Origin of the sequence: Butyrivibrio sp. MC2021 (genome assembly GCF_000621605.1) — a bacterium.
Lineage (GTDB): Bacteria > Bacillota > Clostridia > Lachnospirales > Lachnospiraceae > Butyrivibrio.
The window spans coordinates 1-13,320 of record NZ_JHXX01000018.1; the positions used below are offsets into that span (position 1 = coordinate 1).

Genomic DNA, 13,320 nt, shown 5'->3' on the forward strand with positions numbered 1-13,320 from the left:
AATCTGAATCTTCGCGGAGGTTTTAAGGCAGATATCATGAAATACATTTCCGATAAACATCCGGATCTGGTGCCGCTGTATGACGAAATCTATAATAAAAAGAACCGCAGCTATTTTGAAGCGCTGGAAAAGAAAGCAGAAGAGCTGGCTAAAAAGTATGATTGCAGGTTTGTTGATAATGAAACTCCGTATGAGAGAGTAGAGAAAGGACATCCAACAATCGTAGATTACTTTTACCACGAAGAAGTAAGAGGAACTGCCAATAGTGGAAAGAGAAATGTAATACATAATCCTTGATGGAAGAATAAACCGGAATTTAAAGATTCGATAGCATTACAATAAATACCATTTTGCATTTGGTAAATTATTGGATTGAAGGTAAGGACAAGTAATATGGCTTTTCGTAGGACCCTTAGTGATCTTATTCGGCTGTATGCTGATGAGATTGCTGATATGGATGTAGATATTTGCCAGTATGATAAAAGATATGATGTGTGGGGATGCTTTTAGCATTGCTTGTTAAAACTGAAATTAAACGGCCCGTTTTCTTAATAGAAAGCGGACCTTTTTATTTTAGTACATTATCAGTTCTACAGTCGATTAACTTAAGCAGGAGAATTAGCTTTGTCATCTGAGGCATATATAGCCTTCAATATTATAGGTGTCAGAATTGAGCTTAATATTATCAACAGGATTACTGCGGTAAAGTATCTGCTGTCAACGATACCAGCTTTTAAACCTCTTTGAGCTACGATAAGTGCAACTTCGCCTCTGGTCATCATACCAACACCAATCTTTAACGAGTCAGAGGTGTTGTACTTAAGGAGCTTTGCAACGATGCCACAGCCTACAACCTTTCCGAGGAGTCCAACTACAACAAATGCTGCCGAGAATGCAAGGATTGTCATGTCAACAGACCTTAGGTTTGTCTGAAGTCCTACACTTGCAAAGAATACGGGGCCGAATAACATATATGAATTTATGTCCATCTTTCTGTCTATATACTCGGAGTTGTCCAGGGAGCTGAGAATAATACCTGCGACATAGGCTCCGGTGATATCAGCTACTCCAAAGTACTTATCTGCAACATAAGACATCGCAAAGGCAAGTGCCAGTCCCATGATCGGGATTCTTCTGGTATGAGGCCATTTTGCTTCTGCTTTTGACATTATCTTAAATATGATCATTCCCACAACAACCGAAAGGGCAAAGAAGGCTACGGTCTTTAAGCAAACAGCTGCAAGATTAGCATTTGGATCTTTCAGACCAAGAACAGCTGTAAGAACCACGATTCCTATTACATCATCGATGATTGCGGCGCTCATGATCGTTGTTCCCACTTCTGTAGAAATCTTTCCAAGTTCCTTTAGAACCTGAACTGTTATGCTCACGGAAGTAGCTGTAAGAATAGTTCCTATAAAGAGTGCTTTTATGAACTCGGTTGATCCGGGAGTTGCAACGCCATAGAAAGCCATGTACAGGAGCGTTCCAAGAACCAGCGGAACTCCAACACCGGTGCATGCAAGGATTGTTGCCTTCAGGCCGGATTTTTTGAGTTTGTCGATATCTGTTTCCAGGCCGGCGCTGAACATCAGAAGGATCACACCGATTTCGGCCATGCCAGACAGGAAATCACTGGGATTAACAAGATTAAGCAGTGTTGGACCTATGAGAAGACCTGCGATGATCTCACCGGCAACCTGTGGCGCATGAAGTCTTCTGGCTATCAGTCCGAATAACTTTGCCATGACGATAATTATAAAAAGATCTCTAAGAATCTGAATTGTATCCATATTTATCCCTCCATCTTATTGATGCTAGGAAATGAGTATGATACTTTTTCTTCTCAAAATCAAGTTAAAAAACTATAATCAGCGTAGCGATAACCCCCCAGGGGGCTTGTGGAGTGGATTTCACAATGCTATCCTTTCCATTGTGTGAGGTAATTTAAGCACAGTGGAGGATACTATATTATGAAGAAAAAATTTCTAGCAGCACTTCTTGCTGCAACCATGACATTATCAATGGCAGCCTGTGGTTCCGGTGCAGGAACTCAGACAACAGAAACTCAGACAACAGAATCTGAGGCATCTGCTGATACACAGGCGACAACATCTGATGATCAGACAGCTGACGCAAGTCAGGCTACAGCTACAGGTGAAAAGATTCTTCACACTGCAGCATCTTTTGCTTATCCAAGTCTTGATGTGCACAAGGAATATTATGGATGGTACACATCCATTTATGGAGTTTCAGAGGCACTGTTTAAGCTCGATGAAACCATGAGCGCAGCTCCATGTCTTGCCAAAGACGCAGTTTCTGATGGCACCACATGGACTATTACACTTAATGATGGAGTCCAGTTCTCAAATGGGAACCCTCTGTCAGCTGATATGGTCGTCAGAAACCTTCAGCGTCTTGCTGCAGAGAACAGCAGATTTGCTTATTTGGGCGATTTTGAAATGACTGCTACAGATGACAAGACAATCGTTATCGATACAAAGGAAGTTTATCCAACTCTTAAGAACGATCTGGCAAGCCCTGAGTGCGGAATGATAGATCTTGATGCAACAACAGATTTTGACAATGCGCCTGTATGCACAGGCCCGTTTGTTGTAAAAGAGTTTATACCTGAGGGTGATGTTACGGTTGTAAAGAATGAGAACTACTGGGGCGGTGATGTCAAGCTTGACGGCGCTGTATTCTACTACATGCAGGAGGATGATCCCAAGCTCCTTGCTATGCAGAGCGGCGAGATCGACTGCTACAACAGCGTTTCATCTGCAGCTCTTGAGGTCTATAACCAGAGCCCTGACCTGTACGATGTAGTTTCAATTCCCGGTGCACGTCTTCAGTACTACATTCTCAATGAGAATACACTTGATGATTCTGTGAGAGAAGCGATCAATCTCACTGTTGATAAGGACAAGATCGCAGAGTACCTTTCTGGTACAGTATCTGCAGCAGTTGGACCATTCTCAACATCAGCTGCTTATGGCAAGGTAAATGTTCCTGCAGTAGATACTGCCAAGGCAAAAGAGCTTTTGGAGGCCGATGGTTATACACTTGGAGCTGACGGCATCTACGAGAAGGATGGTAATAAGCTCAGCATCAGCATTGCATACTATGCAGCAAGATCTCTTGATACTCTTGCAATTCTGATCCAGGAACAGCTTAAGGCTGTTGGTATTGATTCAACACTTAGAGTTGAGGAAGATCCGGATGCTACTTACATTGCAAACGCTGACTTTGATCTTGCTCTTTACTGCATGATCGCTGATAAGTCAGGTGATCCTCTTTACTTCATCGACTCAACTCTTGCAGACGGAGCTTACTACAATGTAGGTGGATTTGAGAGTGCTGAATGCCAGAGCATGATTGAGCAGCTCAGAATTGAGACAGATACTGCAAAGAGAGCAGAGCTTGCCAACAAGATCGTTCAGATTGCTATAGATGACAATGCATTTGGATATGTTGGACTTTTCAATAACACTACAGTTCTTCGTAAGGGCGTAAGCGGATTTGCTGAGTATGTTCCTTTCGATTTCTATGGAGTAGACGCAGAGACTGACATTAATGGCTAAACAAATACTTAAAAGGATCCTGGGACTTGCCCTGATACTTTTAGTGCTGAGCTTTCTTGTGTTTGGCATAATGTATCTGGCTCCCGGTGACCCTGCGGAAAAGAGACTCACCTCCCAGGGTGTGGTGGTCACAAAAGAAATACTGCAAGCGGAGCGGGAGAGGCTTGGCCTCCTCCGCCCCTTTATCGTTAGATATGCAGACTGGCTAAGAAACGTTCTTAGGGGAGATTTTGGCGTTTCCTTTAAGGATGATCTTCCGGTCGCGCCAAAACTGATAAAAGGGCTTAAGAACACATGTGGACTGGCTTTAACCAGTCTGCTTTTGGCGCTTATAATCTCTTTTCCACTGGGGATATGGTCAGCGGTTAAAAAAGGAAAATTGGTAGACCATATTGTTAGGCTCTTTTCATTTATAGGTAATTCTCTTCCGAATTTCCTGATATCAGTACTTTTGATGTATCTGTTTTGCATACATATCAAGGTCTTTCCCGTAATTGCAGATGGAAGCATCAAAGGACTTATGCTCCCTGCACTTTCTCTGGCGATACCCATGGCAGGAAGGTTTACAAGACAGGTTAGGAGTGAACTCCTGGATCAGCTTGGAGAAGAGTATGTTGTGGGAATGAAGTCCAGAAAGGTAAAGGGCAGATTTATTCTTATCAACAATGTCCTTAGAAACAGCCTTGGACACATACTTACAATAATCGGCCTTCAGATCGGAACCCTGATGGGAGGCAGTGTTGTTATTGAGAATATATTCAGATGGCCGGGTATCGGCAAACTTGTGATGGATTCCATAACAGCCAGGGACTACCCTGTGATCATGGGCTTTGTGCTTATTATGGGAACAATCTATGTTGTTATAAATCTGATAGTTGATATTACCTACAGGCTTTTGGATCCGAGGTCTTTTTAATGAACCATAAACGGAAAAAGATTAACAGAATAAAAGTAATAATATCTGCAGGTGTTGCACTTCTTTTGGTGCTTATAGCTCTTTTTGCAAGTGTTATCGCACCTAATGACCCATATGCTACAAGCTCATCAGCAATAAGGTCAGCTCCGTCCGGGGAATTTCTGTTTGGAACAGACAACCTGGGAAGATGCGTGTTTTCAAGGGTTTTATACGGAGCAAGGACAACTATAGCAGCTACATTTATACTGGTTGCGATTTCTTTTATCCTGGGAAGCATTATTGGAATCCTTAGCGGATATTATGGCGGAATATTGGATGAAATTATGATGAGGATTGCCGATATTATGCTGGCATTTCCTCAGATGGTAGTAGCCATCGCGGTTGCGGGCATTCTTGGAGGAGGACTTTCAAGTGCCATGATTGCGCTGGGAATAACTATGTGGACCGGGTTTGCCAGACTTGCACGGAGTCATACTTTTGCCATAAAGAATTGCCCCTACGTGCAAGCTGCAAAACTGGCGGGAAAGAGTGGGCCGGCTATAATGATGGCCCACATACTTCCCAATATAATAGCACCACTTCTTACAAATGCCCTTACACAGATAGGAACCACCATGATAGGTATCTCGGGCCTGTCTTTTTTGGGGCTTGGAGTTGTGCCACCTACTGCTGAGTGGGGGTCAATGATCAATGAGTCCAGGGCATATATACAGATAGCACCTTGGGCTGTGCTGTATCCGGCAATTGCTACCATAGTCACCATCATAGTATTTAACTATCTTGGGGACTGCGTCATGGAATATAGAGATGAGGATTAAGCATGGATACAATACTTAGGATAAACAATCTCTCTGCCGGCTACGGTGATGAGAGTGTTATAAATGATATCTCTTTTGAAGTGGAAGCAGGTAAAAGAGTCTGTATCGTCGGCGAGAGCGGAAGCGGTAAATCTACGCTTCTTAAGGCTATTCATGGCTTTGGAGGCGTGACTAAAACATGCGGAAGTATAGAGACTCCAAAAGACATTTTACTTGGCATTGTGCCTCAGAATCCCGGCGGATCTTTTAATCCCATAAGGACTTACAAGGTACAGATCATGGAGGCGCTAAAAAGCAATAACATCGACTTTAAAATAGAGGAAGTGGAGAAGACGCTCCGGATCCTGGGACTTAATGATGCTAAAAGAGCGCTTACGTCAAGGCCCTATGAATTGTCAGGTGGTATGAACCAGCGTATGGCCATTGCCACAACAATGCTCTTGGAGCCGGGGATTTTATTATGCGATGAAGTTACAAGCGCCCTGGATGTTAAAACTGCAGGGATGGTTGTGGAGCAGCTTCTTGAGATCAACAAACTAAAGGGCACTACTATTTTGATGGTTACCCACCATTTGGGTATTGCATCTAAAATGGCTGATTACATTGGAATCATGAAAAGTGGCAGGATGCTTGAGTATGGCCCTGCAAAAGAGATCCTGGAGAATCCACAAAACGAGTACACAAAAAATCTCTTGAAGGCCGTACCAAGACTGAAGGTGAGCTGATATGCCGGATTCAGATATAATTTTAGAAGGAAAAAATCTAAATAAAAGTTACGTTGATAAAGGCAAAAAATTACAGGCTTTAAAGGATGTGAGTTTCTTCCTGAAAAATGGAGAGATCCTTGGAATCGTCGGCGAGAGCGGAAGTGGAAAGAGCACCCTTCTTCGTCATGTCAGCTGCCTGGAAAAGCCTGATAGTGGAAATCTTTATTATAAGGGAACAGAGTATACAGGTAAGTCGCCGGCCTTTGCCGGAACTTTTCTGCAGATGATATTTCAGGATGCCCAGATGTCTTTTGACCCAAGAATGAAGATGAAAAAAGCCGTTGTGGAAGCTGCAAAGGGCTGTGGCCATGAAAAACTGTCACGAATCCTTGAGGCTGTCGGGCTTGATGAGAGTCTTTTGGAGAAAAAGGCAGGAGGCATGTCCGGAGGACAGTGCCAGCGAATGTCAATTGCAAGGGCACTTTGTTCTGATGCCGGTATTCTTTTGTGTGACGAGGCAACAAGTGCGCTGGATGTTACAACTCAGGCCCAGGTAGTAGCTCTTTTGCAGCAGCTGCGTGAAAAAGAAGGGGTGTCTATCATATTTGTCTCCCACGACATTGCTCTGGTGAGCATGCTGTGCGACAGGATAATGGTAATGAAAAACGGAGAGTGCGTGGAAGAGGGAGAGACCGGCAGAGTCCTTGGAAATCCGCAACATGAGTACACAAAAGAACTGCTTGATAATCTTATTGAGTAACAAACTTTTAGAAAGATAATTGGGGTATACGTAGTAATATGACTAAACTTATGCAGATTCCTTTTGAGGAGGAAGCTGAAGATATCAAAGATAAAGTAGTGACCTACTGGTCCAAAAGAGCTGAGAGCTTTAGCGAGCACAAACACGAGGAGATACACAGCAGGAAAAAACAGCTGTGGCAGGCGGAGTTTTTAAGGCACTTTTCAGCTGATGATAAGCTGTCTGTTCTGGATGTTGGATGCGGAGCAGGTTTTTTCGAAATGGTGTTGTCGGATTTTGATTTTGACGTGACCGGTGTGGATCTTACGCCTGAGATGATAGAGAGGGGAAAAGAGCTGCTTTCGCGCCATGGAGCAAAGGCGGACCTTATGGTTATGGACGCAGAAAAACTGGATTTTCCCGATAGCTCTTTTGACCTGGTGATAAATAGAAATCTTGTATGGACACTTCCGCATCCGGTGGAAGCCTACATGGAGTGGCACAGAGTGTTAAAGCCGGGAGGAATGCTGCTTGTGTATGATGCGGAGTATGCAAAGGGCTTTCATCACTATGATCAGATGCAGAACCTTGCCCACAAAAATGTAACCGACGCCATGGTAGAGGAGTGCCACGATATTTACCACATGTTATCTATCAGCACTTTGGACAGACCGGAGTGGGATAAAGCTGCGCTAGAAAAAATCGGGTTTGAAAATATAGTTACTGATCTTGGGGCGGGAGACAGACTCTATGGCGAGAAAGACCAGTTTTATATGCCTGACAGGATGTTTCTGGTAAAGGCTCAGAAAGCAATAGTCTAATAATATGAATGGAGTTTGAGATGAGAAGAGGAATTGATACTACAGATATGATGGTATATGGCCACGAAGCCTGGATAATCACTGACAAGAGTGTATATGAGCCGGGGGAAGAAGTCTGCGGAATAATGAGGTGGGGACATCACATGAGGCCGGACGGATTCTTTCGTCTTGATGAGATAAGAGCCTTCGCCACAGATGAAAAAGGAAACAGAATAGCAATAACACCGGTAAAGGGTCCGGGCGATGAGCAGGGAGACTATTATGAGCTTCGCTTTACGCCAGTTTCTGAGGGCATTTACACCCTTATGTGTATCTATGACAACAATTATGTAAGAGATGAAAAAGACGTGTATTACGAGGGTGACAGAAGGACATATCCTGATATTCTTGATGCCAAGAACTATCCTCAGATATATGTGACAAACATAACTGTTGGAGATAAGAAGGGAACTCCCGAATTTATCCATGAGTCCAGAGTAAGTTTCGTTCCCGATCCCTGGGAAGCAGACACCGACGTACTTCATTTAAAGCTTATTCACGACAAATTCCCGCTTAAGGGATCCACGGTAGTTGTTGTGTTCTATGATGGAAAAGAGTATTTTGAGAGAATCCTGAACACAGATGAGGAAGGCAGGATATTCTTCTCAGTGGAGAAAAAGGGTGTGTATATGGCCGTTACAAGAACTCCGCTGGCGGAAGGAATTCCCGGAATCTATGACAGCAAAGAGATAGCTTCAACATTCACATACGTTAAAAGGTAATACAAAAACAGGATGCATTCAACATGCATCCTGTTTTTGTATTACTCCGTAGGTCACCATGGGACCATTCTTTATTATGCTAAGAGATGAGCACTGGTGGATCAGAACTCCGTCAGTATCGGCAATGGCTGTGTGAAGGGGCCTTCCAAAGTAATCCCTTATCTCACCAAATTTATCACCTTTTGAAAATTTCTCTCCCACCTTTTTCTCCGGATACCAGCAGCCGGTGAATGGGGCATCGTCGCTGAATTCTCTGAGTTCTGTCTTGGGATATGTCTTGTACTCTCCTTCAATAAGACCAAGGAATTTCAAAATGTTCAGCACATCCTCTTTGTCTGCCTGTACCTCATCCTTTGGAAGCAGGCTTAACTGACCGCGCTCTATTAGAACACTGGGGATTCCGGCCATGGATGCTGTGTTGTAGGCGCCTTCGGTGGTACAGGTACTCTTTACGCAGTAGGAGGCGTTGACGCAGTCCACCATCTTTTTTGCAATATCACTGGCAGGAGAAGCTCCCACGTAGTATGCGTAGGGGATAAGAGTCTCGTATCCGTCTCCGCTATGCAGGTCAATGTAAGCATCAGCGTTTTTGATAAAAACATCAAACAGAAGGCTAGCCAGGCGATCCGCGGCTGAACCATCCTTGTCTCCCGGGAAGACTCTGTTGAGATTCTTGCCATCCTCATAAACAAGGGACATGGTTCTGTTTTCAAAACCTGACCTGTTGGCTAATGGGATGATGATAAGATTTCCTGAAAGGTCTTTGGGAGAAATCTCATTAGAGAGCTCAATAGCTGCCTGAATGCCGACATATTCCGCATTATGGATACCTGCTGTAACTAGTACGGTTTTGCCCGGCTTTTCGCCACAGATGATGATATGTGGAATGTGTATCTCAGTTCCATCTACATGTATATGGTCTTTTATCGTCTTGCCGGAACTAAGCTCGTGTCCGGCTATATTTATTTTCGCCATTGTATTAACCCTCGCTTCAGAGCCAAGGTTATCATGTTAGGACCGGGACTTTCAAGCCCCCTGGGGGGTTGGAAAATATATTTTGGAAAAACGCTTATCTATAATCATGCATGTTTTTTGAAATCTTTGGCAAGGCCTGTTTTCTTCTCTTCAAATCTCATAAGATTATCATTTTCTATCCTATTAGCCGGTGCATAATTTTCATACTTCTTTTTTTGATGTGGCTGCGATTTCCAAATCTCATTGGCAACAGGGGCCCACTTGAGAGCATAGTCATCACACTTTGCACATAAATGCTCTACACTCTCCTCCGATTCTTCATTTGTGCCATGTGCTTTTGATCTTTCAACCATCTCCCTTAGAAGTTTTGGATTTTCGAGCATCGGACACGGTCTTAAGTGATTTTTATTAAAGGGCTGTCCCTTATGATATTCCATGAAAAGCGGACTCTTTAGCATTTCCAAAATAGAATTGTCATGTATATTAGTGTTTGAAAAATGGATGAAAACGCAAGGTTCTGCATCTCCGCTTGAGTTAATATGGAAATAATTCCTTCCACCTGCAATACATCCACCTACAGCTTCTCCGTCATTCTGAAAATCCATCGGAAAGAAGCCTGTATCACATTCGTTTGAGCGAATCCATCTGATACGTTCTACCATCAGCTTTCTCTGCTCTACGGTAGGCATCAGCTCCGGTACCGCATTATTTCCAACCGGCATATAGTGGAAGAAAAAGCCAAATCTCGCGCCTTTTTCTGCAATATACTTTATAAATTCAGGATTTGTCACGGCTTCAATATTATTTCTTGTATAGCAAATAGATGTACCAAAGAGAATCCCGTATTTTTTGAAAAGAGACATTGCATTCATCACTGCATCATAATGACCGATTCCTCTTCTTGCATCATTAGTTTCAGGTGTCCCCTCTATGGAAAGCATGAATGTAATATTTCCCAGCCGTACAACCTCTTTACAAAAATCATCATCCACAAGAGTTGAATTACTATATATTCCGAACTGCACATCATTATGCTTTTCTGCAAGCTTAAGTATATCTGCCTTCCTGACAAGGGGCTCTCCACCTGTCATCATATAGAGATACACGCCCAGCTCTTTTCCCTGAGTTACTATCTTATCCATATCGGCAAAAGACAAATTGTTCTTTGGTCCATAAGTGCCTGACCAGCATCCTTTACAGTGCATATTGCAGGCAGAAGTAGGATCAAAAAGTATAAGCCATGGTATGTTACAGCCGTATTTTTCCCTGTTCTTCCGTATAGTCTTTGTTCCCCTGAAGAAAGCCTCGTACCCCAGATTGAGCATGGTCATTTTGGCTATATGCGGATCAGTTTCATCCACTACTCTGTTTATAAAGTTTACCCAGCGGTTATCCGGATCCTTAAATGCACGTCTAACAGCTTCCAGTTTTTCAGGATCAGCAGCCTTCTTTCCCCAAAAGCGTTCTGCTTCATCAACGAGCTTTAAGTATGTTTTGGTGCGGTCATCAGTCTTATCAAGATGGCCAAGGAATTTGTCTATCAGGATACTAAAAGCTTGTCTTTGCGCTGCATGTGAAATATTTGTAAATGTGTTCATATCGTCTCCCAGTATTTTTATGTATATTGACAAAACATCTGTCTGATAATACATTTATATCATCTATACAAATGTCAAACAATATGTTGTGCATATTTGATACACAATTTTACAAAATGTCGTGACAATACAAATGGAGGCCAAAATGTCCACAGAGCTTGAAAAAAGAAATATACGAAGAATGTCAAATAAGGAGTCCAATAGAATTACTAAAGAATGCATCTGTGATGCGATGATCGGATTGATGAAAGAGCATCCGTACAAAGATATAAATATGACCATGATAATAAAAAAATCAGGAGCTTCAAGAGCTTCTGTCTACAGAAATTATCCTTCAAAAGAGACTATCATTCAGGACATTACAAAAAACATAACTGACGAGCTCAGCGCTTCTTTGACAGGACTGTTGCAGAAAAGTAACACGTATGAGTGGTTTTTAAAGGTGTTTTCAAGGCTGCACTCCGATAAAGACATGTGTGTACTTATCCGTAATTCAAATATCTCTTTTACGGATATGTTCTATAATGCCTTATGTATTGCCTCAGACAGCGAATACGCTTACCAACATGAATATATTGCCAGAGGTATTGCTGCCGGCTTATGGGAAGTGTCGCTGACATGGATAAAAAACGGTATGAAAGAATCTCCTGAATATATGGCAAGGGTATGCTCAGAAACCTTAAGATTGGAATGAAAATTACTTAACGAAACATCCAAAAGTTTTATTCAAGAGACAAAATCTGAAAAGCTTGCCCCATCCGGAAACAAATCCTGATTCATATCATCACGTCACCCTTCATACTATACTGACACGGCATTTCGTCCAAGGATATTGGGTTCGTCTGTAAAAAAAAGCAATGACTGTAACAGTAAAGGAAGTCTAATTCAATCGACCATTTCATTAAATTTTTTGTGAGATATTATTCTTGAATTTTAAAATATCCCTGATGTAGAATACAGAATGTTTGCAGATGGTATGGCAAAAGATAGTGTCTGCTGTAGAATCGAGGATGTTTTTATGAAGTATATAAAACAGTTTTTGGTAATTCTTGCGTTTTCATTTACGGGTGAACTTTTGAAGCTCATTCTACCGTTCCCAATTCCTGCAAGTATATATGGAATGGCACTGTTATTTACTGCCTTGATTACAGGAGTGGTGAAGTATACAGATGTTAAGGATGCAGGATCTTTTTTGATTGAGATAATGCCTGTTATGTTCATTCCTGCAGGTGTGGGTCTTGTTAACAGCTGGGTTAATCTCAAACCGATTCTTATACCAGTTAGCATTATTACTGTTGTAACGATTATAACAGTAATGCTTTCTACCGGTTGGATTTCACAGATTATTATCAGAAGGACAAAAAAGTAAGATGAACGCTTTATTTCAAAATTCCCTGTTCGCAGGAGTTACATTAAGTCTTGTTTCATACATGATAGGAGTTTTCCTAAAGAAAAAGTTTAAGCTTGGAATATTTAATCCGCTGCTTATAGCTATTATTCTGTCCTGTGGTACTTTAGTAATAGGAAAAGTGGATTATGAAGTTTATAACGAAGGAGCAAAATACCTAAGCTATTTACTTACTCCTGCAACAGTTTGCCTTGCAATCCCTCTTTATGAGCAGTTTGAATTACTGAAGAAAAATTATAAGGCTGTTCTGCTGGGACTGCTGGCAGGTACAGTGACAAGTTTAGCAACAGTTTTAGTACTGTCTGTGTTATGTGGATTGTCCCATGAAGAATATGTGACACTTTTACCAAAGTCTATTACAACAGCTATTGGAATGGGTGTTTCTGAAGAATTAGGCGGTTACGTTACCATTACTGTGGCTGTTATAATAATAACAGGCGTTCTTGGAAATATGTTTGGAGAATTCATCTGCAAAGCTGCGCATATTGAGGAGCCTATAGCAAAAGGACTGGCTTTTGGTGCAAGTTCCCACGCCATTGGAACAGCTAAGGCAATCGAGATAGGTGATGTAGAAGGCGCAATGAGTGGCCTTGCTATTGCAGTATCAGGTATTTTTACTGTTCTCTTGGCTTCTGTTTTTGCAGGTCTGCACTGATCGTAATTATTTACAATGTATATAAATAATGGTATATTTTAACTGTTATTTGTAGTATTTCATTTATATATTGTTGTTAGTAGAGCCTTGGATTTTCCAGGGCTTTTATTTTGCGCAAAGAGTCAAAACTCTTAAAAATACTAAGAGCTTTGGCTCTTTTTATATATATTTATTTACGATTCCAGGCTATGCCTGATCATATATAGCAACTTTAAATCAGAGTAAAAAGGAGAAACAAATCATGGCAAAGAAACTTATTTCATTCAACTTCAATGGAGAATTTGTCCCGGAGCTTAGCAGTATTCCTGGGAAATATATACTCCGGTAGTTAAAAGAAA

Annotated in this window: 13 protein-coding genes and 1 pseudogene; 11 read left to right on the top strand and 3 right to left on the bottom strand. The window is 41.9% G+C overall.

Translation table 11 applies throughout. The annotated features are described in order from the left end of the window. Nucleotides 1-297, top strand: a pseudogene (locus T359_RS0115840) (radical SAM mobile pair protein B); the annotation flags it as partial. A gap of 308 nt (nt 298-605) precedes the next feature. Here T359_RS0115840 and T359_RS0115845 read toward each other — a convergent pair. Beyond that, nucleotides 606-1,793 carry a cation:proton antiporter gene (locus tag T359_RS0115845; RefSeq protein ID WP_026518317.1) on the bottom strand — a complete coding sequence of 396 codons (1,188 nt, stop codon included), beginning with the start codon at nt 1,791-1,793 and terminating at the stop codon, nt 606-608. A gap of 180 nt (nt 1,794-1,973) precedes the next feature. Between T359_RS0115845 and T359_RS0115850 the strand changes: the two genes are divergently transcribed. Genes T359_RS0115850 through T359_RS0115880 form a run of 7 tightly spaced genes read left to right on the top strand, consistent with a single transcriptional unit; the run spans nt 1,974 to nt 8,346 of the window. Continuing rightward, nucleotides 1,974-3,584: an ABC transporter substrate-binding protein gene (locus tag T359_RS0115850; RefSeq protein ID WP_026518318.1), complete on the top strand. Its 1,611-nt coding sequence runs from the start codon at nt 1,974-1,976 to the stop codon at nt 3,582-3,584. After that, on the top strand, nt 3,577-4,500 hold the full coding sequence (locus T359_RS0115855; RefSeq protein WP_026499101.1) for an ABC transporter permease: 924 nt from the start codon (nt 3,577-3,579) through the stop codon (nt 4,498-4,500). Before T359_RS0115850 ends, T359_RS0115855 begins: the two co-directional genes overlap by 8 nt. After that, on the top strand, nt 4,500-5,318 hold the full coding sequence (locus T359_RS0115860; protein WP_026518319.1) for an ABC transporter permease: 819 nt from the start codon (nt 4,500-4,502) through the stop codon (nt 5,316-5,318). The genes T359_RS0115855 and T359_RS0115860 overlap by 1 nt, the downstream gene beginning before the upstream one ends. A gap of 2 nt (nt 5,319-5,320) precedes the next feature. Then, the gene (locus T359_RS0115865) at nt 5,321-6,043 is read left to right on the top strand and encodes an ATP-binding cassette domain-containing protein (protein WP_026518320.1); all 723 of its coding nucleotides are present in this window, start codon (nt 5,321-5,323) and stop codon (nt 6,041-6,043) included. Between the two features lies 1 nt (nt 6,044). Beyond that, a complete protein-coding gene (locus T359_RS0115870) occupies nt 6,045-6,785 on the top strand; it encodes an ABC transporter ATP-binding protein (RefSeq protein ID WP_026518321.1) in 741 nt (246 codons plus the stop codon). A 38-nt stretch (nt 6,786-6,823) separates the two neighbouring features. After that, a complete protein-coding gene (locus T359_RS0115875; RefSeq protein ID WP_051545540.1) occupies nt 6,824-7,585 on the top strand; it encodes a class I SAM-dependent methyltransferase in 762 nt (253 codons plus the stop codon). Nucleotides 7,586-7,605: 20 nt separating this feature from the next. Then, on the top strand, nt 7,606-8,346 hold the full coding sequence (locus T359_RS0115880) for a DUF4198 domain-containing protein (RefSeq protein ID WP_022770374.1): 741 nt from the start codon (nt 7,606-7,608) through the stop codon (nt 8,344-8,346). Between the two features lie 18 nt (nt 8,347-8,364). Here the strand turns inward: T359_RS0115880 and T359_RS0115885 are convergent, their stop codons facing one another. Continuing rightward, nucleotides 8,365-9,321 carry a succinylglutamate desuccinylase/aspartoacylase family protein gene (locus tag T359_RS0115885; RefSeq protein ID WP_051545542.1) on the bottom strand — a complete coding sequence of 319 codons (957 nt, stop codon included), beginning with the start codon at nt 9,319-9,321 and terminating at the stop codon, nt 8,365-8,367. 104 nt (nt 9,322-9,425) lie between these two features. Then, a complete protein-coding gene (locus T359_RS0115890) occupies nt 9,426-10,919 on the bottom strand; it encodes a radical SAM protein (RefSeq protein ID WP_026518324.1) in 1,494 nt (497 codons plus the stop codon). A 145-nt stretch (nt 10,920-11,064) separates the two neighbouring features. On the opposite strand from T359_RS0115890, the gene T359_RS0115895 reads away from it, so the two are divergent. The 3 genes from T359_RS0115895 to T359_RS0115905 all read left to right on the top strand — a co-directional run bounded on the left by T359_RS0115895 (nt 11,065) and on the right by T359_RS0115905 (nt 12,982). After that, entirely contained in the window at nt 11,065-11,613 is a 549-nt protein-coding gene (locus T359_RS0115895) for a TetR/AcrR family transcriptional regulator (protein ID WP_026518325.1), read from the top strand. A gap of 324 nt (nt 11,614-11,937) precedes the next feature. Next, nucleotides 11,938-12,288: a CidA/LrgA family protein gene (locus T359_RS0115900; protein WP_026493054.1), complete on the top strand. Its 351-nt coding sequence runs from the start codon at nt 11,938-11,940 to the stop codon at nt 12,286-12,288. Nucleotide 12,289: 1 nt separating this feature from the next. Then, nucleotides 12,290-12,982 (top strand): LrgB family protein, encoded by a 693-nt coding sequence (locus T359_RS0115905; protein WP_026518326.1) that lies wholly within the window; start codon nt 12,290-12,292, stop codon nt 12,980-12,982. The last annotated feature ends 338 nt before the right edge of the window (nt 12,983-13,320 follow it).